The organism is Corynebacterium sp. TAE3-ERU2, assembly GCF_019209955.1.
In the GTDB taxonomy this organism is placed as follows: Bacteria; Actinomycetota; Actinomycetes; order Mycobacteriales; family Mycobacteriaceae; genus Corynebacterium; species Corynebacterium megadyptis.
On sequence record NZ_JAHUTL010000003.1, the window covers coordinates 198,786 to 223,379 of the forward strand.

20 protein-coding genes are annotated in these 24,594 nt (G+C 65.0%); 3 read left to right on the top strand and 17 right to left on the bottom strand.

The genetic code is table 11. From position 1 onward, the window contains the following. Positions 1–6: 6 nt before the first annotated feature. The 15 genes from rfbB to KRX12_RS05785 form a co-directional block, all read right to left on the bottom strand. Positions 7–990 carry a dTDP-glucose 4,6-dehydratase gene (gene rfbB, locus KRX12_RS05715; protein WP_218365007.1) on the bottom strand — a complete coding sequence of 328 codons (984 nt, stop codon included), beginning with the start codon at positions 988–990 and terminating at the stop codon, positions 7–9. Positions 991–1,065: 75 nt separating this feature from the next. Then, positions 1,066–2,079 carry a c-type cytochrome biogenesis protein CcsB gene (ccsB, locus tag KRX12_RS05720; RefSeq protein WP_218366097.1) on the bottom strand — a complete coding sequence of 338 codons (1,014 nt, stop codon included), beginning with the start codon at positions 2,077–2,079 and terminating at the stop codon, positions 1,066–1,068. A gap of 126 nt (positions 2,080–2,205) precedes the next feature. Further along, the gene (locus KRX12_RS05725; RefSeq protein ID WP_218366098.1) at positions 2,206–3,828 is read right to left on the bottom strand and encodes a cytochrome c biogenesis protein ResB; all 1,623 of its coding nucleotides are present in this window, start codon (positions 3,826–3,828) and stop codon (positions 2,206–2,208) included. 41 nt (positions 3,829–3,869) lie between these two features. Beyond that, the gene (locus KRX12_RS05730; RefSeq protein WP_218366021.1) at positions 3,870–4,655 is read right to left on the bottom strand and encodes a cytochrome c biogenesis CcdA family protein; all 786 of its coding nucleotides are present in this window, start codon (positions 4,653–4,655) and stop codon (positions 3,870–3,872) included. A gap of 8 nt (positions 4,656–4,663) precedes the next feature. Next, positions 4,664–5,245 carry a TlpA disulfide reductase family protein gene (locus KRX12_RS05735; RefSeq protein ID WP_218365004.1) on the bottom strand — a complete coding sequence of 194 codons (582 nt, stop codon included), beginning with the start codon at positions 5,243–5,245 and terminating at the stop codon, positions 4,664–4,666. Further along, complete coding sequence (locus KRX12_RS05740; protein ID WP_218366022.1) at positions 5,242–5,877, bottom strand: histidine phosphatase family protein; 636 nt, start codon at positions 5,875–5,877, stop codon at positions 5,242–5,244. The genes KRX12_RS05735 and KRX12_RS05740 overlap by 4 nt, the downstream gene beginning before the upstream one ends. Next, positions 5,867–7,180 carry a glutamate-1-semialdehyde 2,1-aminomutase gene (gene hemL, locus KRX12_RS05745; RefSeq protein WP_218366023.1) on the bottom strand — a complete coding sequence of 438 codons (1,314 nt, stop codon included), beginning with the start codon at positions 7,178–7,180 and terminating at the stop codon, positions 5,867–5,869. Before hemL ends, KRX12_RS05740 begins: the two co-directional genes overlap by 11 nt. Positions 7,181–7,234: 54 nt before the next feature. Next, complete coding sequence (locus KRX12_RS05750) at positions 7,235–8,659, bottom strand: protoporphyrinogen oxidase (RefSeq protein ID WP_218366099.1); 1,425 nt, start codon at positions 8,657–8,659, stop codon at positions 7,235–7,237. Positions 8,660–8,677: 18 nt separating this feature from the next. Beyond that, positions 8,678–9,754, bottom strand: a complete 1,077-nt coding sequence (gene hemE, locus KRX12_RS05755) for a uroporphyrinogen decarboxylase (protein WP_218366024.1) — start codon at positions 9,752–9,754, stop codon at positions 8,678–8,680. Between the two features lie 99 nt (positions 9,755–9,853). Continuing rightward, the gene (locus tag KRX12_RS05760) at positions 9,854–10,624 is read right to left on the bottom strand and encodes a sulfite exporter TauE/SafE family protein (protein WP_218366025.1); all 771 of its coding nucleotides are present in this window, start codon (positions 10,622–10,624) and stop codon (positions 9,854–9,856) included. A gap of 25 nt (positions 10,625–10,649) precedes the next feature. Then, positions 10,650–13,277, bottom strand: coding sequence for a cation-translocating P-type ATPase (locus tag KRX12_RS05765; protein WP_218365000.1), 2,628 nt, complete (start codon positions 13,275–13,277; stop codon positions 10,650–10,652). 3 nt (positions 13,278–13,280) lie between these two features. After that, positions 13,281–13,778: a hypothetical protein gene (locus tag KRX12_RS05770; RefSeq protein ID WP_218366026.1), complete on the bottom strand. Its 498-nt coding sequence runs from the start codon at positions 13,776–13,778 to the stop codon at positions 13,281–13,283. Between the two features lie 49 nt (positions 13,779–13,827). Further along, entirely contained in the window at positions 13,828–14,694 is an 867-nt protein-coding gene (locus KRX12_RS05775) for a hypothetical protein (protein WP_218366027.1), read from the bottom strand. Between the two features lie 38 nt (positions 14,695–14,732). Next, positions 14,733–15,773, bottom strand: a complete 1,041-nt coding sequence (gene hemB, locus KRX12_RS05780; RefSeq protein ID WP_218366028.1) for a porphobilinogen synthase — start codon at positions 15,771–15,773, stop codon at positions 14,733–14,735. Between the two features lie 51 nt (positions 15,774–15,824). Then, positions 15,825–17,591, bottom strand: a complete 1,767-nt coding sequence (locus tag KRX12_RS05785; RefSeq protein ID WP_255550104.1) for a uroporphyrinogen-III synthase — start codon at positions 17,589–17,591, stop codon at positions 15,825–15,827. Positions 17,592–18,053: 462 nt separating this feature from the next. On the opposite strand from KRX12_RS05785, the gene KRX12_RS05790 reads away from it, so the two are divergent. The 3 genes from KRX12_RS05790 (at position 18,054) to KRX12_RS05800 (ending at position 22,562) form a co-directional block, all read left to right on the top strand. Beyond that, on the top strand, positions 18,054–19,274 hold the full coding sequence (locus tag KRX12_RS05790) for a glycosyltransferase 87 family protein (protein WP_255550105.1): 1,221 nt from the start codon (positions 18,054–18,056) through the stop codon (positions 19,272–19,274). Between the two features lie 25 nt (positions 19,275–19,299). Then, complete coding sequence (locus KRX12_RS05795) at positions 19,300–20,745, top strand: Na+/H+ antiporter NhaC family protein (protein ID WP_218366030.1); 1,446 nt, start codon at positions 19,300–19,302, stop codon at positions 20,743–20,745. A gap of 380 nt (positions 20,746–21,125) precedes the next feature. Then, positions 21,126–22,562 (top strand): AI-2E family transporter, encoded by a 1,437-nt coding sequence (locus tag KRX12_RS05800; protein ID WP_218366031.1) that lies wholly within the window; start codon positions 21,126–21,128, stop codon positions 22,560–22,562. Between the two features lie 143 nt (positions 22,563–22,705). Here KRX12_RS05800 and KRX12_RS05805 read toward each other — a convergent pair whose 3' ends face one another. Then, a complete protein-coding gene (locus KRX12_RS05805) occupies positions 22,706–23,290 on the bottom strand; it encodes a nucleosidase (protein ID WP_151529337.1) in 585 nt (194 codons plus the stop codon). Positions 23,291–23,363: 73 nt separating this feature from the next. Then, positions 23,364–24,506 (bottom strand): alpha-amylase family glycosyl hydrolase, encoded by a 1,143-nt coding sequence (locus KRX12_RS05810; RefSeq protein ID WP_218366032.1) that lies wholly within the window; start codon positions 24,504–24,506, stop codon positions 23,364–23,366. Positions 24,507–24,594: the final 88 nt, after the last annotated feature.

Sequence of the window (24,594 nt, forward strand, 5' to 3'; positions counted from 1 at the left end):
GTGCGGCTAGACGCCGCGAGCGGCGTAGAGCTCTTCGGAGCGGGCATAGGCCGCCTGCCACCACTGCGGATTGCGGCGATAAAACTCCACGGTCTCTTCCAACCCAGCGCGCAGCGTGGTGTGCGCCGGCGCCCACCCGAGTTCCTCGGTGGAACTGGGATCGATGGCGTAGCGACGATCATGGCCGGGCCGATCGCGCACATACTCGATAGCGCCGCCGCCGATGATCTCGACGAGCAGCTCGGCCACGTCCCTATTGGAGGCCTCCCCATCCGCCCCGATGAGATAGGTGGAGCCGATTGTGCCGGCGTCGATAATGCGCCACACGGCGTCATTGTGATCGTCCACGTGAATCCAGTCCCGCACATTGCGGCCATCGCCGTAGAGGCGCACGGATTCGCCCTGCAGCAGCTTAAGGATTTGCCGGGGAATGAACTTCTCCGGGTGCTGATAGGGGCCGTAGTTATTGCTGCAATTAGAAATGGTCGCCTGCAGCCCATAGGAGCGCACGAAGGCGCGGATCATGTGATCGCTGGCTGCCTTCGACGCCGAATAGGGCGAGGAGGGCCGATAGGGGCTATCCACCCGGAAACGCTCCGCGGAGTCGAGGGGCAGATCGCCATAGACCTCATCGGTGGAGATGTGGTGCATGCGCACCCCATGCGCCACCGCGCACTTGGCGAGGGTCACCGTGCCCTCCACATTGGTACGGGCAAAGACCTCGGGGTGGTCGATGGAATTATCGTTGTGGCTTTCCGCGGCGAAGTGCACCAGGAGGTCGGCGTCGTGAAGCACCTCGTGCACGAGCTGCTCATCGCAGATAGTGCCCTGCACCAGCTGCGCGTCCGTACCGGCCAGGCTATCGGGGTTGGCGGCGTAGGTAAGCGCGTCGAGGACGGTGATGCGCTCCACCTCGGGGCGAGTGAGCCGGGTGCGGCGGACAAAGTTCGCGCCAATGAAACCGGCGCCGCCGGTGACCACGAGATGCACGACAGAGGTCCTTTCTGCGCGGGCGCGGCGCGGCGAAGGCGCTATGGCCACACCCGCTCGGTACAGGCAGGGGCGTTAGTTGAGGCCGGCGTAGGAGTGCAGGCCCGAGGTGACCATGTTGATGAAGAAGAGGTTGAACACCATGGTGCCGAGGCAGACCACGTTGATCCAGGCGGCGAATACGCGGCTGAAGGAGGGGATGGCGCGGGCGTGGAGATAGGCGGCCAAGAGCAGCCAGGTAACCAGCGACATGGTCTCCTTCGGATCCCAGCCCCAGAAACGACCCCAGGCGGACTCCGCCCAGATCGCGCCCAAGGCGATACCCAGGCCGAAGATCGGCAGCGCCCAAATGGCCGTCTTATAGGCGATCTGGTCCAAGACCTTCGCCGCGGGCAGCGGCCGGGCCACCCGTCCCAAGAAGGTAGCGGGCTCCTTGCCCTTGGGGAAGCGGCTGCGGAAGAGGAACACCAGCGAGCCCAGGCCGGAAAGCATGCAGATAGAGGCACCGGTGACCACGGTGGAGACGTGGATGGGATACCACATGGACTGCAGGGCCGGAACCAGCGGCGCGGACTCGGCATAGAGCTTGGTGCCACCGAAGAACATCAGCGCCAGCACCGGGGTGAGCACCCACGGCCACAGCGCCGGGATGGCGCGGGAGGTGACCATCAGCGCGGTCACCAGCATGGTGCCGAAGGTGATCACGGAGACGTACTCGTAGAGGTTGCCGAAGGGAAAGCGGGATGCGGAGACACCGCGCAGCACTAGGGAGGTGGCGTGCAGCACGATGCCGAGGAACACCATGGTCTGCGCCATGTTGGCGAAGCGCCGCGCCTTCGCCTCCAAGTCTGCTGCCTTCTTCGTCGCGGCCGGCGACGGGGTAGCGGAGCTGCTGGACTCGGCATCCGATTCCGAGGCGGAGCTCGCTGTGCCCACGAGCGCGGGGCGTGTGGCGTCGATCGTGGCCTCCGCGGCGGCGGTGTGCTTCACGTAGTAGACGATCGCGAGCGCGAGCGCCAAGAAGTACACCACAAACGCCGAGGCGAAGGTGAGATCCGAAAACGTCGCCACAGACTGATTAACCGGCAGGGAATTCACTAGTCGTCCTATCCCGTCAAGAGTTTATTCTTCGTGAGAGTGTAGCGAACCTTAGGCCAATTTCAATAAGCCTGCCCTGCCCAGCGGGGCCCCGGCGGGAGCCGAGCGGGGGCACGGCTAGCCCCTAATGTGCTGGGCATCCACCTCGGCGTCGAAGCTCTCCTCCTCCGGATCGGGCAGCCCGTAGAGGGCGCGGGCGAGGTCGTCGTGCTCCTCGCCCCAGCCGGCGCGGTCGGTGCGGGCCAGACCACCGGTTTCTACCCGGGTGCCGCCCGCAACCGGGCTGACGCGAATCCAGATGCGGCGGCGCTTGATCGCGAGCGAGCCCACGAGCCCCGCCAGAGTGATCATGGTGCTCACCAGCACCCAGATCTGGGTGGAATCGTGGCTGATCTGCAGGTTCACAAACTCCTTGGCGCCGTCGAAGGTGACGGTGGTGCCATCGTCAAGGGTGACAGACTCGCCCTGCAGCAGATTGACGCGCTCCAGCTTCTGCAGCTGGCCGGTGTGCACCAGCGAGGGATCAAGGCTCCACAGCGACTGCCCGCGCCCGGTATCCAGCCCGGCATCGCCGCGATAGATATCGATGGCGAGGGCGGGATCACGCATCGCGGGGAAGGCGGAGGCGAGCAGCTCATTATTCTCCCCCGACCACGCGGCGGTAGGAGCAAAGAGTCCCTCGAGGGCGATCTGGTTCTGGCGGCGTTCCGAGAGCTCCTCATACATTCCCGCCGGCGGATCGAAACGCATCGCGCCGGAGGAGAGGAAGAAGGTGGGATCATCGGGGCGGAACTGCAGGGTCTGGGTGCGGCTTTCCCCATCCGGCCAGGTGACCGTCACGGTGGGGGCAAAGCCATGGCCTTGCAAATAGACGCGATCGCCGGCGATGCGCAGCGGGTGGTTCACCCGCAGCTCATAGTCCTGCCAGGTGGAGGGATCGGAATATACGTCCTCGCCCTCGGCCCAAGAGACGTTGCTGTGGAACATCTCCGCTTGGCCATTGGGCAGATAGTCGGCGGTGAAGTCGTGGACGTCAATACAGAAGGGGTTGAGGCTGGTGCCATCGAAGGTGGCGCCGTGGCGGAAGCTGTCATAGTTCGCCACCGCGGTATTGCAGAACTGGGACTCCTCGGTATCGGCCACCACGATCACTTGGCCCTCGTAATAGCTCAACCGGCCCCAGGCCACGGTGATCAACATGCCCACCAAACCGAGGTGAAAGACGAGATTGGCCAGCTCGCGCGCATAGCCCTTCTCCCCCGCCAGCGACCGCTGTCCGCTGCGATCCTCTGTGGCCGAGTACTCCTTCAGCCGCCAGCCCTTCATCCGGCTGCGGGCCGCGGCGAGCACCTCGTCCGGGCTCTCCTCCACGACGCCCTCGGAGTAGTGCGGGAGGCGCTCCAGTTTTTTAGGAGCACGCACCGGCGGCTGCTTCATGGCCTGATAGTGCTCCCAGCTGCGCGGCAGAATACAGCCGATCAAAGAGATGAACAGCAGCACATAAATCGCGGTGAACCAGGTGGAGCTGAAGACGTCGAAAAGCTGCAGCGTATCGTAGACCTCCGCGATACGCCCATTGGTGGCAATGTACTCCTCTACCTTGGACTCATTGAGGCTGCGCTGCGGCAAGAGGGCGCCGGGGATGGCGCCCAGAGAAAGCAGGAAGAGCAGGATGAGCGCGGTGCGCATACTGGTGAGCCAGTTCCATGCGCGAACGACATAGCGGTTGAGGTTTTTCATGAGGTACTCAGCGTTGTCCTTTGAGGAGTCGGAGCCGCGGCCTAGAGCAGAGTGGTGCCGTAATTGACGGTCCACTGCCTGATCACGTTAATAAAGCTATCCCACAACCCCGTGACCAAGCACACGCCCACCACGATGAGCAGGGCGCCACCGATCTTCTGGATGGTGCGGGAATGGCGTTTCATCCAGTCCACCGAGTTCATCGCCCGGGCCGACCCCAGCGCCACCAATAAGAAAGGCAGGCCAAGCCCGAGGCAATAGGCAATGATGAGCGCCACCCCGCGGGCGGCGGTGGTGCCTTGGGTGCCGACTGCCACGGAGATGATCGCTGCCAGAGTGGGGCCGAGGCAGGGGGTCCAGCCGAGGGCGAAGACCCCGCCGAGCAGCGGCGCCCCCACCCAAGTGGAGATGCGCTTCGGCTGCAGCCGCGTGTCTTTTTGCAGCGCCGGGATATAGCCCATGAACGCCACGCCCATGATGATGGTGATGACCCCGCCGATCCGCTGCAGCGTGGTGGCCTGCACGGTGAGCGCCTGAATGGTGCCGAAGACGGTGACGGTGGCGAGTACGAACACCACGGTAAAGCCTAGGATGAACAGCCCCGCCGCCCCGGCTACGCGGGCGCGGGAGCCGCGCACCACGGCGCTGCCGCGCGCGTCATAGCTGATCTCGCCGCCGACCACGCTGGCGAGATAGGAGATATAGCCCGGCACCAGTGGCACCACACAGGGGCTGGCGAAAGACACCAGCCCTGCGAGCGCGGCGGCGAGCAGCCCCAGCAGGAGGGGGCCGCTGGCCACGAGGTCAGCGACGGCGTTGGTGTCCACTCAGATCCTTAGCTCAGTTCTTGGTTCACTGCCTCGAGCAGCTCGGTGTCCGTGACTTCTCGCAGGAACACGTGTGCGGGGCGGTGCTGTCTATCCAGCACGATGGTAGTGGGGATCACGGTGGCGGGAAAACCGCCGAGCGCCACTGCCGATTTGAAGGGCGGATCGTAGATGGAGGGATAGCTCACCCCGTTATCTTTCACGAAGTCCCGTGGCAGCTGCACATTGTGGTCGCGGACATTGATGCCCAGCACGGTGCCGCCGCGGGGCTCGATATCCTCCTGCACCCGCTGCAGATCATCTGACTCGGAGCGGCAGGGCGCACACCACTGGCCCCAGGCGTTGAGCACCACCACCTGGCCCTCGTAGTCGTCCAGGGAGATTTCTGTGTTCTCGTCCAGCAGCGAGGGCCCCTTGAGCGTGCCGATGGGGGCGCGCTCCTCTTCCGGGTAGTAGATATCGGTTTCGCCGCCGGGGGCAACGAAGGAGAAGGTTCCACCCACGGCCACGGCATCATCGCCGGTGCTGCAGGCGGTGGCCGTGGCGGCGGCCGCCACCAGGCTCAGAATCAGTGCCGTAGTGCGCTTCATGAGATGTCCCGTGCAGGTTCGGTGTAGTGCATGTCCATGATGTCCTCGCCGTGGAAGATCAGCGAGGTCACGGACGCCAAGTTGCAGCGGCGCAGGGCGGGGTTGTGATGCAGCGGCAGGCCCTGCAGATGGCGCTGCACGCAGACAATCGGCAGCTGGTGGCTGATCACAATGGCCTCATGGCCGGCGGCGCGCTCGCGAATATCGGCGATGGTATCCATCATGCGCTCGGCGATGTGCTCATAGGGCTCACCCCAGGAGGGCACGCGCGGATCCACCAATAGCGGCCAGCGCACCGGGTTCCACAGCTGGGAGCGCCAGGATTTGATGCGCAAGCCTTCGAAGCGATTGCCGGCCTCCAGCAGCCCCTCATTGGTCTGCAGCTCACGGCCTGTGACCTGCTGAAAGGGCTCGGAGGTTTCGCGGGTGCGCTGCAGCGGGGAGCTATAGAGCTGGGTCACGTCATGGCCGGCGAAGGAGGCGGCGGTGGCGGCCGCCTGGGCCCGGCCCCGCTCCGATAGGTGATAGCCGGGCAGGCGGCCATAGAGGACGCGCTCCGGATTGTGCACCTCACCATGGCGGACCAGGTGCACAATGGTGGTGTCGGGGGTGCTGGCCACGTTAGGCTCCATCCTTGGTTGGGGTGGCGGCGGCCGCTGCCTCGGCGGCCGCTGCGAGGGCCTTCTCGATGGTCTCGAAGTCGCGGTCGCTCAGCGCGGTCGAGACGAACCAGGTTTCAAACACGCTCGGCGGCAGGTGCACGCCGTGCTCCAGCATGGCGTGGAAGAAGGCCGGGTAGCGGAAGGTATCGGCGCCCTGCATATCGGCGAAATTATGGCCCTCGCCCTCGGCGAAGCGCACCGACATCATGGTGGTGGCGCGCTGAATGTGGTGCGCCACTCCGGCCTTGTCCAGCGCCGCGTGGGTGAGGCTGGCCAGCTGATCGGCATTGGCACGCACCGTGTCATAGATGTCTGCGCTGGCATTATCCAGCGAGGCCTTACCGGCGGCCACCGCCACCGGGTTACCGGAGAGCGTGCCGGCCTGGTACACGGGGCCGTGCGGGGCGAGGTATTCCATAATGTCGCGGCGGCCACCGAAGGCCGCGGCGGGCAGCCCGCCGGAGACCACCTTGCCGAAGGTGGTGAGATCGCCGGCCACGCCATCCACGCCGTACCAGCCCTGGTAGGAGGTGCGGAAGCCCGTCATCACCTCGTCCATGATCAGCAACGCGCCATACTCGCCGCACAGGGTCTTGAGCTGCTGGTTGAAGCCCTCCACCGGGGCGACGGTGCCCATATTGCCGGCGGCGGCCTCGGTGATCACACAGGCGATATCCTCCGGATGGGCGGCGAAGGCGGCGCGCACCGCCTCGATGTCGTTATAGGGCACCACGATCGTGTCGGCGGCGGAGGCGCCGGTGACACCCGGGCTGCCGGGCAGGGAGTAATCGGCCACACCCGAGCCGGCGGCGGCAAGCAGCGCATCCACGTGGCCGTGATAGCAGCCCTCGAACTTGATGATCTTCGACCGGCCGGTAAAGCCGCGGGCCAGGCGCACCGCCGACATGGTGGCCTCGGTACCGGAGTTCACCAGGCGTACCTCGTCCACCGCGGTGCGATCCACGATGGTCTGGGCCAGCTCGACCTCGCCGAGGGTGGGCGCGCCGAAGGACAGCCCCTTCTCCACGGCCTTCTTCACGGCTTCCACGATGGCGGGGTGGTTGTGCCCGAGCAGCATCGGCCCCCAGGAGCAGAAAAGATCCACGTATTCATTGCCGTCCACATCCACCAGCGTGGAGCCGTGGGCGTGGTCGATGAAGCGGGTCTGGCCTCCCACGGAACCGAAGGCCCGCACCGGAGAATTCACCCCGCCGGGGATGAGATTCTGCGCGCGATCAAAGTACTCAGCGGAGTGCGAGGTGCTAAAAGTCATGTGCTTCATTGTAGACGTCTCCAGCAGCACGCTTATCGACGCCCACTTCCACCCCTACAGCCGCTCGGACACACCCAGAAGCGCGCGGGCGGTGGAGCGCGCATGGGCCACCACGGCGGGCACACCCACGCCGCCGACCCATGCTCCGGTGACCGCCACATCCGCATCAGCGGCAAGGGCCTCCTGCACGGCGGCGACGGTATCGAGGTGGGTGTGGGAGTAGCGCGGGATCCCGCCGTACCAGTACTGGGTGTAGATCTCACTCAGCCCGGCGGCGCGGCCATCGAAGCCGGTGATGGCCTGCAGATCGTCCAGGGCCCAGTCCACCAGCTGGTCCTCATCAGTGCGCAGATAGGAATCATCGCCATAGCGGCCGAAGCTGGCGCGCACCAGCGCCCCGCCGCGGGCGGCCAGGTGCGGCCACTTCTTCGAGGAGAGCGTAAAGGCCTTGGTGTGCACATTCGGCTCATCGGCGGCGATGAGGATGCCGGAGTTATCGGGCAGGCCGGTGGCATCGTCGAACTTCATGCCCACCACCACCGAGCCGGCCAGCTCGACCTGCTTGGCCGCGGCCGCCGCTGCCGGGTTGTGCTGCTTCAGCAACAGCGCGGTAGTGGGTGCAGGGGTGGCCATAATGACCTTGTCATAGACCTCGTCCTCGCCGCCTGTGAGGCGCAGCCCGCCCTCGCAGCGCTGCAGGCCAGTGATGAAGGCATCGACGAAGATCCTCGCCCCAGAGCGCTCAGCCAGCGCCTCATAGAAGGTGGCATAGCCGCCATCGAAGGTGGCGAAGATCGGAGTCGGCTCGGTGGCCGGGGCGTCGCTGCGGGCCGCACGTGCGGCGGCGCGCTGCTCATTCATCTTCTTCACCGCCCCCGAGAGCGTGACCTTCTCCCCCGCCTCGACCATGGCGTCGAAGGTGCCGGCCAGCGCCGGGATGGTGGCGCGCACGCCCAGGTCATCGGCCTGGCAGGAATACACCCCGCCCAGCAGCGAGCTGAGCACATGATCCACCACATCATCGCCATAGCGCTGGCGCACCAGCTCTCCGACGCTGAGGTCCTGCCCCACCGTCCACGCGATGGGCTCCTGCTCGCCCTCAGCGTCGATGCGGGCAGCCGTCTCGGCGGAAATCAGCTCCCGGATCTCGGCGGCGGTGGCGGGAATTCCCATCGCCCCGCCGCGGGGCAGCGGATGCAGCTCCTCTCCGGAATACACCAGCGAGCTGAGACCGGAGGGGTAGCGCAGGCTATCGCTGAGCCCCAGCTCCGCCACGAACTCCTTGATATCTGGGCGCAGGTTGAGAAATGCCTCCGCACCCATATCCGTCGGCCCCGAGGCGAAGGGCACCGTGAACAGCTTCCCGCCGATCCGGTCCGCGGCCTCATACACATCGATCTGCGCGGAGCTATCGTGCTTGTTCAGCTCATAGGCTGCGGTGAGGCCGGCGAGACCGGCACCGACAATGGCGTACTTCATGGTTGCTGATGTCACTTCCTAAGTCTCGTGGATGATCTCGACGGCGCGCGTGATCATCTCTGCGTCGGTGCTGGGCAGCACCCCGTGTCCCAGGTTGAAGATATGGCCGGTGGCATCCCCGGCCGCGATGGCCCGCTGGGCCTCACCCGTGATGCGCTGCACCTCGGAAGAAATCACCTCTGGCGAGGTAAAGAGCATGGCGGGGTCCAAGTTTCCTTGGAGCACCTTGGGGCCGGCGGCGGCACGGATGCGCGAGGCGGCGTCGTCAAGCGGCACGCGCCAATCCACGCCCACCACCTCGGGGCCGGCCTCGGCCATCGCGCCCAGCAGCTCGCCGGTACCCACGCCGAAGTGGATGCGCGGAATGTCATATTGCTCGATATGCGCGAAGATTTCCTGCGAATAGGGCAGAACGAACTCGCGATAGTCGCGCTGGCTGAGGAACCCGGCCCAGGAATCGAAGAGCTGCATGGCGTCGATGCCGGCGTGCACCTGGGTATCAAGATAGCCCAGCACAGTGGGCACGATGCGGCGCATGAGCGCATGCCAGTTCTCGGGATCGGCGTGCATCATGGCCTTGGTCTGCTCATGGTTTTTGCTGGGCCCACCCTCGATGAGATAGCTGGCGAGAGTAAAGGGGGCGCCGATGAAGCCGATGAGAGCCTGCTGATCAGTGAGCTCATTGAGGATCAGGCCAATGCCCTCGACGATCTCCTCCACATCGTGATCGAGAATCGGCAGCGCCGAAATATCCGAGGCGCAGCGGATCGGCTGCTCCACCACGGGACCGCGGCCGGGCACAATATCGATATCAAGGCCCGCGGCCTTGAGCGGCACCACAATATCGGAGAAGAGGATCGCAGCATCAACATCATGCCGGCGGACCGGTTGCAGGGTGATCTCGGCCAGCAGCTCCGGCATGAAGCAGGAATCCAGCATGGCGATGCCCTCGCGCACCTTGCGATATTCCGGCAGCGACCGCCCTGCCTGGCGCATGAACCACACCGGGGTGCGGCTGGGGGTGCGGCCATGCGCGGCGGCGAGCAACGGCGCGGAAGGGATCGAGCGGCGGCGGGCAGAGGCGGAATCTGTCATAGTGTTCCATCATGCCCTACCCGTAGGACACGTCGCTAGCGAGCTGCCCCTTGCCGGAGCACGGCTGCCCTGCGGGCCCGGCGCGGGCGCGGCGCGGGCTCAGCCGAGCACGGTTTCCAGGGCGGTCGCCGCAGCCACCACGGCCAGCAGCGTGGCGAAGGCCAAGGTGAGCTGGTAGGGGCGCACCCGCCGGGTCAACGGCTCGCCCAGGATGCCGCCCACCACCGAGGCGGCGGTAAAGATCAGCACGGTCAGATAGTCTCCGCCGAAGTCGGTGCCCACTCGCGCCGCCAGCCCCGCCAGAGCGCTGATAATCATAATCACCAAGGAGGTTCCGGCGGCTTGGTGCATCCGCATGCCGAGCGCCAGCACCAGCACGGGCACCACGATGAAGCCGCCGCCGACGCCGAAGAACCCGGTGAGAAAACCCGTGGCACAGGCCAATGCCACCACCAGCCACCAGGGGCGAGAGGGCGCCGGTGTTGCCGCGGCGGCCTCGGGCTGGGCGCGATCGCGCAGCCCCCGCCAGCCCATATAGCCGGCCACCACAGCCAAGAGCGCCGCGAAGAGCACCAGGAGCAGATCCGGGTTCACCAGCACCGATACCCGCCCGCCGAGGAAGGAGCCCAGCACCGTGAGCAGGCCAAAGCTGGCGCCGCGACGCCACGCCACCGTGCCGTGGCGGGCGTGGCCGACAAGGGAGAACGCGGCCGTGGTGGCCACGATGATGAGGGATCCGTAGGTGGCATCGTGCGGGGCGAAGCCCAGCAGGAAGATGAGGGCGGGCACGGAGAGGATACCGCCGCCGGCACCCAATGCGCCCACCACGAGCCCCACCCCGAGGCCAACGACGATGGTCAGAAGGATCATGGTGTCTAGGGTAGGCGTCGATACGCTAGAAGCGTCGCGCCTGCTGGGAGGACCACTCCGTGATGAAGGAGCTGGTGAGCATGAGCACGGTGGCGGCCATCGGGTGCAGCAGGCCGGCGGCGGCGAGCAGCATGGCGGTGATGTTATAGACCCAGGCGAACATGAGGTTGCGGTCCACGAGGGCACCGACGCGGCGCGCTAGGTTGAAGGCCTCGGGGATGGCGGAGACGTCCTGGCGCAGGATCACCACATCGGCCTCGGGCACATCGAAATCATCGCCGGGCTGGACCAGCAGGCCCACATCGGCCACGTTGAGCGGGCCGCGCACGGACTCATCGCCCACCATGCCCACCACGTTGCCGCGGGTGTGGACGCTGCGGACCGTGACGGTCTTCTTCGCCGGGGCGATGCCGGCGAGCACCTTGGAGATGCCCATGAAGTTCGCCAGGCGGCGCGCCACCGGATAGGCGTCGCGGGTGAGCATGACGGTTTCAATACCCATCGTCTCTAGCTCATCGATGGCGTCCATGGCATCGTCTTTGGGATCCGAGTGCATGGTGATTACGCCACGCGGCTTGCCCTTCCAATTGACCACCAGCGGGGTGCCGCCGGCAGAAATCGCCAGGGCCAGGCGGCCCTCGAGATCGGACTCATCGCGAGGCCGCCACAGAGAGGCCTCCACCTGGCGCAGCTCCGTTTTCCCGCGGGCGACCTCGATGGGGATTTCCACGAGCCCGGTGAAGGTGCCGTGCTCATCCACATGGGCTTGGGAGACATCGATCCAGTGCGGAATCTCCTCGCCGCCGGCCCCGCGGTCGCGGGCCTCGCGGGCGGCCTTGACCAGGGCCTTGGACACCGGGTGATCGGACTCCATCGATAGCGCCGCGGCCACGCGCAGCACCAGCTCGGGGTTCTCGCGATCGCTGGCGATCACGGTTTCCACCGACATGGTGTCCTTGGTCAGGGTGCCCACGCGGTTGAAGATCACGGTATTGACCCGCTCCATCACGCGGATGGTCTCGGAGTTACGAATGAGCAGGCCCTTGCGGGCACCCGACTCGATGCCATAGCGGGTGGCCAGTGGTGCGGAAATGGCGAGAGACACCGGTGCCACGCAGGCGAGTATGGCGAGCGCCGTGGCGAAGGCGACATTGTAATTCCCGCGGATGAGCAGCCACATACAAAAATCCACGATGGCGATAGTGACTGCCCAGGGCACCAAGAGGGAGGCGGACCGGGTGGCCAATTGTGCGGAGTGGTTTTGCACGGCCGTGGACTCGTCGATCCAGCGCAGCATCGCGGCCAGCCGGGTGGCGGAGCCGGAGTGGCGGACGCGAATCTTCAGCGGCCCGCCCAGGTTGGTGGAGCCGGCATACACTTTGGAATTCACCTTCACGGTGCGGGCGTCCTGGTGGCCGTCATCACTATCTACTGCCGAGCGCAGCAGCCCCGAAGCCACCGTGGACGCACCGCCGACAACGCGGCCATCGCAGGGAATCACCCCGCCGGTGGGCACCAGGATGTCATCGCCCACCCGCAGCTCCTGCACGGGCACCACCTGTTTGACGGCGGCGGCGCGGGGGCCGGCTTTGCGCACCACCGTGACTTCATACATGGTGCCCTCGTGCTCGCGGCGGGCGTCTTCCACCAAGTTGGAGCGGGAGTGGCGCATGGCGATGCGCCCGCCCAGCAGCAGCACCGTCATGCCGCAGGCCACGTCTAGGAAGAGCTCTCCATCGAGGATCGAGGGGTAGTTATAGGCGAACCAGCGCGGTTCGGAGGTCCAGCCGATCGAGCCGGCCGGGGTGAAAAAGAGCATGATCATGGACCAGCCGAAGGCGGCGATAATGGCGGCCGCACTGGCCGCGTCCAGCGCGGACATCTTCCGCCGCAATCCCCCCAGCGCCGCCCGGTGGAAGGGCCAAGCGCCCCAGGTGACCACGGGGATAGATAGCGCGAAGCTGATCCACTGCCAGTAGTTGATCTGCAGGGAGGGCACATAGCTAAAGACCAAGATAGGGATGGTGAGAACGAGGCTCACCAGCAGCCGATCGAGGGTGACCAGCCCGCGGGCGGTGAAGAGCACATCGGCATTATCGTTGCGCTCCAAGGTGAGACCCAGGTGCCGGTTTTCGGGGTTGGCCTCGGTGAGTGCCTGCTTGGTGCCTTTGATCCGCTCCAGCAGGGAGCTGCGGTGCGGATGCCGCTGCGCGTGGTGCACCGGCGGAGCAATGAGGCGGTCCGCGCGACGACGCAGCGAGCCTTCCGTGAGCTCGGCCCGCACCCCCATATTGGCCAGCTTCTCAATGATCGTCTCGGGCGGGATGCTGGTGGGCGCGGTGATCCACGCGATCGAGTTGGTGTAGATCAGCGAGGCCCGCACCCCGTCGATGCACTCCAGTGCCTGTTCCACATCGCGTGCCGCAGCGGCCGAGGAGAGTCCTTGTAGCTCGAGGGCAAAGGAGATGAGCTCCGAGCCCTCGCGGGAGGCGAGACGCTGAGAGGCGAGATCAGAGGAGGAGGCATCGGTGTTCAATCCGGCGAGGCTGGCCGCTTTTTTAGCCTCTTTGATGGCCTCGTCCATATCTCGCCAGTCCGCGCGTAGGGCGGCCGGGCTGAGATCGGCGCGACTGCCATTACTCAGGGGGCTCATTATTTACTCCTCGCTCTCGCGATCAGGGGCGGACTCGGGATGAGAATTCTGGGCGCGTTTTTTCCGCCACGCGCTGCAGGCGGCCACATAGTCATTTGCCGTGGGGCGGAAGATGGCCAGCCCACCGAGCGCCAGCACCATCGGTATCAGCCCGAAGGACAGCCCGACGAAGCGGAATACGAAGGCCATCACGTCGAGCACGATGACGATGGCGAGCACGAGCAAAAGGATGCGGCGCGAGCGGGCGGAACCGGAGTGCAGCTGCGCGGCGAGGCCCGCTATCACCAGCCCTAACACCATATTAAAGAAGCCGACGATGCGTTGATTACGCACCACGCTGTCTTGGAACTCTAGCGGCGCAGCGGGATCCCCCTGATAGCCGGCGGTAGTGACCACCAGCCCGGCGAGGATCATCAACGCCGCCCCGGCGAGCAGGAGGAAAAATCCCACCCGAATACTGGTGGGGGCTACTGGCTGCGGGGCCGAGGCGGGGTGAGTCATGGCGATATCCTTCAACAGCAACGGGCGGGGTGAGGCAGCGGCGGGGCCGCTAGCGCTCGGTCTCGGCGGGTTCGATCCACGTCTTCGACTCGGGGCGGGAGAAGAACACCAAGCCCAGAACCGCGGCCACGCCCACCACAATTTGTAGGGAGCCGTCGATGAGGAATTGCACCGAGTTCGGATCGGACATCGGCGGCGGAGAGAAGAACACGAACAGCGCCCGAATGGTGAAGTAGATACCAAAGAAGGTGAGCAGGCGCTTCGCGCTGGGCGCTTTCTCCCGAGCGCGGGCGATCACATTCACCATCCACGCCACGATGGCCAAGATCGCGAAGGCAAAGAGCATGATGACCACGTAGTAGCCGATCACCGCCAGATTCAGGGCGGTATCCCCCAGATTCTCCAGCTGGGACACTTGCTCCGAGTCCATGGTGGAGATCACCTGGGAGGCGACCTCGCGGGGGTTCATGGCGGTGGTGAGCACCAGCACCACATGCCGCAGTACCTCGGCGATGATCAGCACCCACCACACCTTGACGGCGAGGTCGATCGATTCCGGCCGCTTCTTCGGCTCCTCACCGGCCGGGCGCCCGCCCTGTGGCGGCTGCTGGCGCTGATCGCTACCTGGTCCCGCCGGCCCGTGGGAGGGCTGGGGGTCCGGCTGCGAGTCCCAGGGACGCGAGGGGCCGCGGCGCGGGGTGCGTGGGGTGCGATCACCAGGGCGCTCCGGTTGCGGCGGCTGCGGCTGGCGCTCTGGTTCGCCGAGCCCGCTAGGGCGTTCCGGCGGCGGCGCATCGGGGACGGGCTGACCGCCAGGCGTGGGCTGGCCGCCGGGGACGGGCTGACCGCCAGGCGTGGGCTGGCCGCCCATCCCGCCGGGGTTGCTGGGTGGTGGTGCTGGGGTGTGGTTGTGCACAGCTGACCTATCTGGCTCTGGGGTGTCTGGTCTCGCCTTTAGCCGCAGCTACGGGCGAGGTCCACGGCAAAGTAGGTGAGAATCTGGTCGGCGCCGGCGCGCTTAATGGACAGGGCGGATTCCATCATCACGGCGTCGAGATCAATCCAGCCATTGCGGGCGGCGGCGTGAATCATGGCGTACTCGCCAGAGACCTGGTAGGCGGCCACGGGCACCTCCACGCGCTCCTTAACGGCGGCCAGCACATCCAGATAGGGCAGGGCGGGCTTGACCATCACGAAGTCGGCGCCTTCTGCCACATCCAGATCGACCTCCAGCAGGGATTCGCGGAAGTTCGCGGGATCCTGCTGATAGGTGCGGCGATCCCCCTGCAGGGAGGAGCCCACAGCATCGCGGAAGGGGCCGAAGAAGGCGGAGGCATACTTGGCGGAGTAGGCCATGATGGCCACGTCCTGGAAGCCGGCGGCATCGAGGGCCGCGCGGATGGCGGAAATTTGGCCATCCATCATGCCGGAGGGGCTCACAATGTGGGCGCCCGCCTCGGCCTGGGCCACAGCCATGCGCTGATAGCAGGGCAGGGTGGCGTCATTATCCACCACGGTGGCCCCGAAGCGATCAGTGGTGAGCACACCACAGTGGCCGTGATCGGTGAACTCATCGAGGCAGGTATCGGCCATCACCAGCACATCGTCGCCGAAGCGCTCGCGCACTGCCCGCACTCCGCGGTTGAGGATGCCGTCCTCGGCCCAGCTCTGCGAGCCGTTATGGTCTTTGCTGTCCTCCACCGGAACGCCGAAGAGGTCGATGCAGCGCACCCCCGCCTCGGCGGCCTCTTCCACGGCGTGCAGCAGGGAGTTTTCCGTGTGCTGGTACACCCCCGGCATGGAAGAGATTTCATTCGGCGCGTCGATCTTATCGGCGATAAACATCGGCAAGATCAGATCACTCGGGTGCAAGCGGGTCTCGGCCACGAGCTCACGCATAGTCGATGAGCTGCGTAGACGGCGCGGGCGGCGGAGCAGTCCGGCATCGTAGTGTGCGTCGCGGGCCCCAGCAGTATTCTCGGAAAACTCAGACATGCTTCCTACCTTAACGCGCGACAGCGCGCGGGGGACTACCCGCGCGCTTGTCTACTTCTTCGTTGCTTTCTTCCGGCTGCGCCGCTTCTTTCGCGGCGGCGGCAGCTGGTCAGTGGCCCGCAACTGGGCCACGTGATCGGCCAGGGCGTCCACCACGTTGTGCACGCTCGCTTCCTCCGGCACCACATCCACGCGCAGCCCCAGCTCCTTGGCGGTGGCGGCCGCCATCGGGCCAATGCAGGCAATGATGGTGCGCTGATGCGGCTTGCCGGCGATGCCGACGAGATTGCGCACCGTGGACGAGGAGGTGAAGCACACGGCATCGAAGCCGCCCGTTTTGATCATGTCGCGGACCTCCGCCGAGGGCGGGGCGGCGCGTACGGTGCGGTAGGCCACCACATCATCGACGTCCCAGAACTTGGCCTTGAGACCATCGACCAGCACATCGGTGGCGATGTCGGCGCGCGGCAGCAGCACCCGGCCCACGGGGTCGAGGTCCTCGTCATACTCGGGGAATACCTCCACCAAACCATGGGCGTTCTGGTGCTTCTCGTGCGGCATCAGCTCGGGGCTAATACCCCAGACGCGGATGGCAGCGGCGGTCTTCTTGCCCACCGCGGCGATACGCACCCCAGCGAGATCGCGGGCATCGAGGCCGAACTCTTGCAGCTTCGACCACAGCGCATCCACGGCATTGACGCTGGTGAGCACGATCCACTGGTAGCGCCCCTCCACAATGCCCTTGACGGCGCGCTCCATCTGGGCGGGGTTGCGCGGCGGCTCCAGCGAGATGGTGGGCACTTCTTGGGGGATAGCGCCGTGGCTGGCCAGGCGGGTGGACATGTCCGCCGCCTGCGCCTTCGCCCGCGGCACCAGCACCCGCCATCCATAAAGCGGGCGGGTCTCCCACCAGGAGTATTTCGAGCGAGCGTCCACACCGCGCCCGATCGTGACCACCAGCTGGCCGGGGAATTCCCCGTTCAGCTTGCCCAGGGTGTTTAGCTGGGTGTCGTGGGTGCGCTGCAGCCTCGTGGTGCCGTGCACCGTCACCGATACCGGGGTGTTGGCGGCCATGCCGCGCTCGCTCAGCTCGGCAGCGATGGTGGCCAGATCATCTTGGGTGGCGGTGAGCACCAGCGGCTGCGGCGCCTCGGCCAGCTGATCCCAGTCCACATCGGTGGCCGCCACATCGGTTTCGGTATAGGTCGATCCCGTGGCGATACCGGCGAAAGACGGCACGGTCGCCGGCAGCGACATGCCCGGCACTACCTGGAATTCGATGCCGCGGCGCGACACCTCGTTGATCTCCCGCAGGGTGTGATCATTAGATAGCGGATTACCGGCCACGAGCCGGATCACGTCATGACCCTGGCGCACCTTCTCTTCGAGCCAATCCACACTGGCGTGCACACTGGGCTCGGCGGCCGAATCCTCCTGCGAGGCGGCGTCGATAATAGCGGTGACCTCGGTGATCTCCCCTGCCCCGGGCTGCGGCGGCTTCGGCGGCTTGCGGCGCGCCCCCTTGGCCTTCGCGGCGGCGCAGGCGGCCTCATACTCATCATTCCACTGGTCGATCTTGGCCTGCGGCACGCTCAGCGACTGCCCCACAATATCGCGCACGCCCGGCAGTACCACCTCATCGACCAAGGCGTAGACGGTGTGGCTCAACACATCGCGCGCCCGCACGGTGAGCAGCTCGGGGTTGCCGGGGCCAGCCCCAACAAAAAGAACGGTCGCACCGTTCACCCCAGCGGCAGGCTCGCTAACGCGGGTCTGCTCACTAGCGCGATCGTCGGCCTGCAAGTCCTGAGCTGTCATCTACTTCTTTTCTTTTGGCGCGGCGGATGGGGTGGGATCACAAGGTATACGTCGTGGGACGTGAAATAACCCCTTCGACCGTTCGCGGGCCTAGAAATACGCGGTCCTTATCGGCGAAGAGGTTCGTCCACATGCTAGGTAAAGGGTAGAGCATGAATCGGCCTGTGAAAAATCGCCTTATACCACGCCCACCCACGAGCCCATGTACTGGGGTCCCCTCTGTGCCGGTGATCCCGCCGACGCTTATCGACGCCACCCTGCTTGCTCACAAGCCGTACCTCGTAGCTATCGACGTGGCTTAATATAAAGGCTTCAGTCGTAGTTCGTGACATCCCTGAAGGTTCGTTGCCGATGCTCCCCGCCCTTAACCCTGCCGATCGCGGCGCGCTCTCCGCCACAGCCGTGTCGGGCACACCTCGCCATATCTCTTTTTTGCGATGGCACAAGGTGGTCTTCGTACTGATGATGGCCGCGTCCCTCATCTATGCCTTTTATAATGACCGCGGCCTGCGCTATCGCGTGGACATGGAGGTCTACCGCGTGGGCGCCCAGCGGGTGCTCGACGGCCAGGAGCTGTATAGCGGGGCGTTTCAGATCACCCCGGATGTGGTGTTGCCCTTTACCTATCCGCCGATCTCCGCGCTGCTCTTTGTGCCGCTCACCTTCGGTTCACACACGGTGGCCTCGGTGTGTATCACCCTCGCCAATGTGGCCGTGCTCTTCGCGCTGACGCGGCTGATCATCACCCGCTTCGCCGCCGTGGATTCCTCCACCGGATCGTGGCTGGCGCTCGCCACCACGGCAGCGCTGGTGCCGATCGGCCCCATCTGGTCCACCGTGGTCTACGGACAGATCAATATTTTCCTCATCGCGCTGATCATCGTGGACACCATGGTTCTGCCGCGGCGCTGGCGGGGCGTGCTCACCGGCGCCGCCGTGGCCATCAAACTCACCCCAGCGGTCTTTGGTCTCTGGTTTTTGCTGCAGCGCGACTGGGCCTCGATTCTGCGCATGGGGGCCGGCACCCTGGGGCTTACGGGGATTGCCTGGGTGATTCTGCCGCAGGATTCGCGCACCTACTGGCTAGATACGCTCTCCGCCACGGGACGCATCGGCAATATGGATTTTCCTGCCAACCAATCCTTCAACGGCGCATTGTGGCGGGCGGGGCTGCGCGATGACACCTCCGGCTCCACGCTGTGGCTGCTGCTTGCCCTCATCACCATCGCCGTGGTGGCCGCGCTGATGGTGCGACTCTTCCACGCCCAGGCCCCCTTCGAAGCCCTAGCGGCCAATAGCTTCATCGCGCTGCTGGCCAGCCCGGTGTCCTGGACCCACCACTGGGTGTGGATTCCGCTGCTGGTTATCGCCGTGACACTGCGGGTGACGCACCCCGCCACCCGCGATAGCTTCAGCAGCCGGATGCGCGTTATCTGGAAAGTCTGTGCTGCTGCGGGATTCTGCTGCTTCCTGCTCGAGCCGAAGGCTTTTACTCCCATCCCCGAGTACGGCGGGGAGTGGAACATCTTCTGGCACGTGGTGGGCAATAGCTACCTGTGGTGGACCGTGGTGTGCATCGCGGTGTTGTGGGTGCTCTACCGGCCCCTGACCCAGGGCAGCCACGCTGCGGAGGAGACGCCCGTCACGCCCGTGCCCCATCAAGGGGTGAATCCTAAGAAATAAATAAAGCTACTCTAAGATCAGTCGCGTGAATGCAGTATTAGTTGCGGTCATCGTCATGCTGGTCTTGGCTGTCAGCCGCGTCCATGTCGTGCTAGCCCTCTTCATCGGCGCCCTCGTCGGTGGACTGATTGGTGGTCTGGGGGTCGATGGCACCATGCTCGCCTTCCAGGACGGCCTGGCAGGCGGCGCCAGTATCGCGCTCAGCTATGCGCTGCTCGGCGCCTTCGCCATGGCCATCGCCAGCACCGGTCTGCCCAAGATGTTGGCGGACTGGATCATCACGAAAATGGATCGCTCGGCCGGCGAAGCCTCTGAGCGGGCAGAAACCACCACCAAGTGGGCACTGATCCTAGGTATCTTCGCCATGGCGGTGATGTCGCAGAACCTCATCCCGGTGCACATCGCCTTTATTCCGCTGCTCATCCCGCCGCTGCTCACCGTGTTCAACCGCATCGGCCTGGACCGTCGCGCGGTGGCGACCACGCTGACCTTCGGCCTCGTCACCACCTATATGTTCCTGCCGGTGGGCTTCGGCAATATCTTCCTCAATGACATCCTGCTGGGCAATATTCAAGACGCCGGCATGGATACCTCGGGGATCAACATCATGCAAGCCATGGGCATCCCGGCACTCGGCATGTTCATCGGTCTGCTCATCGCCCTCTTTATCAGCTACCGCGGCCGCCGCCACTACGAGGATCTGCCGGTTCTTGGCGAGGACACCTCCCGCCCCGCAGAAACCCGCACCCAGCCGTCCACCCCGGCTACCGGCTCCACGGCGGCACCCGCCGTCACTGAGGTGGAGGTGGAATCCGCCACCACCCCGCGGGCCAGCACCTATCAGATCATCGTGGCCCTCATCGCCATCGTGGCCACCTTTGCCATCCAGGTGGTCATGCAGGCCATGGGCGCCGAATCCAACTCTCTGCTGGTGGGCGCCTTGGTGGGTCTGTCCATCATCCTCATCACCGGCGCGGTGAAGTGGAATGAGGCCGACGATGTCTTTACCGATGGCATGAAGATGATGGCCATCATCGGCTTCATCATGATCTCCGCCCAGGGTTTTGCCGCGGTGATGAAGGAAACCGGGCATGTGACCACCCTGGTAGAAGACGCCACCAACGCCTTCGGCAGCAACCAGGGCGTGGCCGCGCTCGTCATGCTGGCCGTGGGCCTGGTGGTCACCATGGGTATCGGCTCTTCCTTCTCTACCCTGCCGATCATCGCCACCATCTACGTTCCGCTGTGCATGGAGCTGGGCTTTTCCCCGCTGGCCACGGTGGCCATCATCGGCACCGCCGGCGCGCTGGGCGATGCCGGCTCCCCTGCCTCGGACTCCACCCTTGGCCCCACGGCCGGTTTGAACGCCGATGGCCAGCACGATCACATCCGCGACTCGGTGATCCCCACCTTCTTGCACTTCAACCTGCCGCTCATGGCCGCAGGCTGGATCGCAGCCATGGTCCTCTAGTCCAGGCTTCTCGCCTCGACCACACGGCCCCGCCATCACCTGCCACCTACTCGGGACAGGCTGTGGCGGGGCCTATTTTTCGCTGCGGCACTCTGCAGCTCCCCGCAACGTCCCGCAGCTCTTCGCAGCTCTGTCGAGCGGGATGCCACACCTGTTCAGAAGGGCTCGCGCTCTAACTCGTACTGCTCGCTCCATTTAGCGTTGTGCTGGCCTAGTCCATAGAATGTGTTTTACGCTGCTCCCATTCCCAGCACATGGAACGCCCTGTGATTACTCTGAGCAGCCTTTTTATTCCCTTAACGCGATATCCGCGCTCGGTTGTCTAGCGCGCGTGAACGACCTTTATGTCCGATGTCGCGTCCCACTGCGAAAGAGATGGAATGAACGATAAGCCCTACGATGGCCTCGACGAGGTCACCGACACCTTCGACGATGTGGAGCATCGCCCGCGCCACGCGGCCACCCAGGCAGAGGCGGCGCAGTCCGGCCACTCTGGCTCCACGGCCACAGAGCGCGCCAGCGATACTTCGGCGGCTAATCCCGGCCCCGCACCGCTGAGCGAGGGCGGCGAGGAATCCAGCGACGAGGTTGATCGCGGCGCGATTCTCGGCTCGGATGGCCGCTGGCTGGCCGGATGGGCCCTGCGCTTCGTCATTCTTGTCATTGCCGCTACCCTGCTGTGGTTCGGTCTGGCCAAAATCTGGGTCGGTTTGCTCCCGATCCTCTTGGCTATTCTTCTCTGCACGGTGCTGTGGCCGCCGGTGCGTTGGCTTCGCAGCAAGAAGGTTCCCGCTGGGCTGTCCGCGTTGCTGGTGATTTTGGGCTTCTTCGCGATCTTCGGCGGGGTTATTGCTGCCATCGCCCCGAGCATTACGTCGCAAAGCCAAGTGCTGTGGAAAGAAGCACGCCGCGGCGCGGATCAGCTCGTCGACTGGGTCCAGGGCCCGCCGCTGAATCTGCGGCTGGAGCAATTCAATGGGCTGATGGATCAGGTGGCCTCGCGGCTGCAGCAGCAGTCCAGCCAGATCACCTCGGGTGTGTTCAGCGGTTTGTCTGCCGCCTCCTCCATCGCGGTCACCTTCGTGGTGATGCTCGTGCTCACCTTCTTCTTCCTCAAGGACGGCACCGGTTTCTTGCCCTTCGTGCGCCGCTATGCCGGGCACAACGCCGGCTGGCACTTGAGCGAGGTGCTCACCCGCACCTGGAATACCCTCGCGGGCTTCATCCGCGCCCAAGCCATCGTGTCGCTGGTGGATGCCGTGCTCATCGGCGCCGGCCTGCTCATTCTGCAGGTGCCGCTGGCCTTGGCCTTGGCCACCATCACCTTCTTCGCCGGCTTCATCCCCATCGTGGGTGCGATCTCTGCCGGCACGATCGCGGTGCTGATTGCGCTGGTGTCCAATGGTGTGGGCACGGCCATTGCCGTGCTGGCGCTGATCCTCATCGTGCAGCAGCTGGAGGGCAATGTGCTCTCCCCGATCCTGCAGTCCAAGGCCATGAATCTGCATCCGGTGATCGTGCTGCTGTCGGTGACCGTGGGCTCTACCCTCTTCGGCATCATTGGCGCCTTCTTGGCCGTGCCGGTGGCAGCCACCCTCGCGGTCTGGCTGCGCTATCACTCTGATCTGGTGGCGCTGCGCGCCGGCGAGATCACCGCCGACGATATCGAGATCGCCACCGCCAAGGGCGATCAATCATCGGAAGGCCTGCAAAGTTTCGAGACCATCCGGCAGAAGATGCTGGCCTTGGGCACCCGCAAGGAAAGCTCCTTGCAGTCCACCAAGGAGGCAAAGAAGAGCCAGGACGACGAGGACTAACCCCCTCGCTACACAGCACAGCACCGCCGGAAACGTACTCTCCGGCGGTGCTTTTTTCGGGCGCCACCGCGCAGGTGTCCCACAAGCAGGACGTCCCGCGATTGGGCTAGGTAACTAGGGCCTAGTCTGCTGGCCGCGGCTTTTTAGAGATAATCCCCCACCACGGCGGCGATCTCCTTGGCGCTGTGATCGACCACGTCGAACCATGTGGTGGCGGCGTTCTCGTCTGCGGAGTCGCTGACCTGCTTGAGCAGGGTGATCGGAATATCGAAGAAGCGCGCGACCTCCACGAAGGCGACGCCCTCCATATCGACCAGCTCGGCATAGTGGCCCAGCCGGGCGCGCGTCTCGGAGTCGCGAATAAAGCTATCGCCGGTGGCCAGCCCCGCCGCGGGCAGCGGGCCGACCTTCTTCAGCTCATAGGGCTCGCCCCAGCCGCGGCCGGTGGCGTCTTCAAAGACATCGCGGTCGAGATCATGCTTGAACACGGTGGCGATCTCGAATACGCCAGAGACGCCGTCCTTGAGGCCACCCGCGGTGCCGATATTGATGATGCGCGAGGGACTGCGCCCTTCGGCGCGGGCCTCGGCGAGCAGGGCGGTGAGCTTGATTGCGGCGGCGAGGGTGCCGATGCCGGTGACCAGTACCGGCACATCCTCGGGCAGATAAGCGGCCTCCTCTTTCGTTGCGGAAACGATGAGGGGCCGGGACTCTACGATGTGCGTCATAGAGTTGGAGTCTAGCAAGAACCGCGATCAGCACCGCGGGATTCTTCCCTGCCGCGGCCGTACCCCACTAGCCCTAGAGCCCCACAGATTCGCCGTCGATCTCTGCCCGCGGCGGGTCCAGCTCCACACGCACGTTCATGCTGTTGTTCTCATCGAATACCCGATAGGCGAGCACCGCGTTGTCGATATCGGTGATCTCTACCTGGGCGTCCTTGATCCAGGGCTGGGCTTGTCGACGCCGTCCTAGCTGCTCATGCAGCGCATACATCCACTTCCCGATCTCGTGGAGCTCCTCCGGGGAGCCGGGGACGGTTGGCCGCACGGCATCGTCGCCGCCGACTCGCTCTTCTTTCACCCCGGTAAAGCCCTGTTCATCGCCGTAGTAGATGGCGGGGATACCCGGCAGGGTGTAGAGCAACACCGCGGCGATAGCGGCACCGTGCTCCCCCACCTGGCTGGCGATGCGGGTGGTGTCGTGATTGCCCACGAAGGTCATCGGGGTGAAGGTGAGCTCGGCGTTGCGTTTCAGCGTCCACTCCAGCTCGTAGAAGTTCCGATCCTTGATGGAGCTCCAGATGGCTTTCCACAGCTCGTATTGGGTAATGGAGTCCAGATGCGCCTTGGCTACATAGTCGTTGTAGTCGCCGTGAATCATCTCGCCCACAAACCAGGCGTGCGGGAAGCGCTCACGCACCCGGGTGGTGACGCGGGCAAAGAACTCCGGATCGGTGGCATACACGGCGTCGAGACGCCACCCGGAGATACCGCACTCGAGCCAGTGGCACATCACATCCACCACATAGTCCTCCACCTCGGGGGAGGAGTGGTCCAGCTCCAGCAGATCGCCGTGTCCTTCGAAGTCGCCGCCGCTGACATGCCCCGCAGTAGCTAACTCGTGGCTTTCAGCAACATGGTTAAACACCCCATCGAGCACCAGCTCAAGGTTCTTCTCGCGGCACACCTTCACGAGGTGATCGAAGTCCTCGTCCGTGCCGAGGCGGGTATCGATCTTCCGATGGTCGATGGTGTCATAGCCGTGGGTGGCGGATTCGAAGATCGGGTTGAGCAGAATGGTGTCCGCGCCGATCGCGGCGGCATAGTCCAGCCAATTACAGATATGGCGCAGCCGCGGGGTGGTCTCGCGCTCTCCCTCGCTGGGGCGCACGGGGGCGCCGGTGAAGCCGAGTGGATAAATCTGCCAAATAATGTTGGGCATCGTTTTTTCTCTGGATCCTTCGCTAGTGACATCGCTGTCGTGGTGTTTCCTCCCTCCAGCTTAGTGAGTTCTCGCGCCGAGTCTGGGC

What these genes read in the sequence shown, in the direction of transcription:
- KRX12_RS05725 (WP_218366098.1), bottom strand. Translation starts at nt 3,828, where the DNA reads ATGAAAAACCTCAACCGCTATGTCGTTCGCGCATGGAACTGGCTCACC.
- KRX12_RS05735 (WP_218365004.1), bottom strand. Translation starts at nt 5,245, where the DNA reads ATGAAGCGCACTACGGCACTGATTCTGAGCCTGGTGGCGGCCGCCGCC.
- KRX12_RS05740 (WP_218366022.1), bottom strand. Translation starts at nt 5,877, where the DNA reads ATGGAGCCTAACGTGGCCAGCACCCCCGACACCACCATTGTGCACCTG.
- hemL (WP_218366023.1), bottom strand. Translation starts at nt 7,180, where the DNA reads ATGACTTTTAGCACCTCGCACTCCGCTGAGTACTTTGATCGCGCGCAG.
- KRX12_RS05750 (WP_218366099.1), bottom strand. Translation starts at nt 8,659, where the DNA reads ATGAAGTACGCCATTGTCGGTGCCGGTCTCGCCGGCCTCACCGCAGCC.
- hemE (WP_218366024.1), bottom strand. Translation starts at nt 9,754, where the DNA reads ATGACAGATTCCGCCTCTGCCCGCCGCCGCTCGATCCCTTCCGCGCCG.
- KRX12_RS05760 (WP_218366025.1), bottom strand. Translation starts at nt 10,624, where the DNA reads ATGATCCTTCTGACCATCGTCGTTGGCCTCGGGGTGGGGCTCGTGGTG.
- KRX12_RS05765 (WP_218365000.1), bottom strand. Translation starts at nt 13,277, where the DNA reads ATGAGCCCCCTGAGTAATGGCAGTCGCGCCGATCTCAGCCCGGCCGCC.
- KRX12_RS05770 (WP_218366026.1), bottom strand. Translation starts at nt 13,778, where the DNA reads ATGACTCACCCCGCCTCGGCCCCGCAGCCAGTAGCCCCCACCAGTATT.
- hemB (WP_218366028.1), bottom strand. Translation starts at nt 15,773, where the DNA reads ATGTCTGAGTTTTCCGAGAATACTGCTGGGGCCCGCGACGCACACTAC.
- KRX12_RS05785 (WP_255550104.1), bottom strand. Translation starts at nt 17,591, where the DNA reads ATGACAGCTCAGGACTTGCAGGCCGACGATCGCGCTAGTGAGCAGACC.
- KRX12_RS05790 (WP_255550105.1), top strand. Translation starts at nt 18,054, where the DNA reads ATGATGGCCGCGTCCCTCATCTATGCCTTTTATAATGACCGCGGCCTG.
- KRX12_RS05800 (WP_218366031.1), top strand. Translation starts at nt 21,126, where the DNA reads ATGAACGATAAGCCCTACGATGGCCTCGACGAGGTCACCGACACCTTC.
- KRX12_RS05805 (WP_151529337.1), bottom strand. Translation starts at nt 23,290, where the DNA reads ATGACGCACATCGTAGAGTCCCGGCCCCTCATCGTTTCCGCAACGAAA.
- KRX12_RS05810 (WP_218366032.1), bottom strand. Translation starts at nt 24,506, where the DNA reads ATGCCCAACATTATTTGGCAGATTTATCCACTCGGCTTCACCGGCGCC.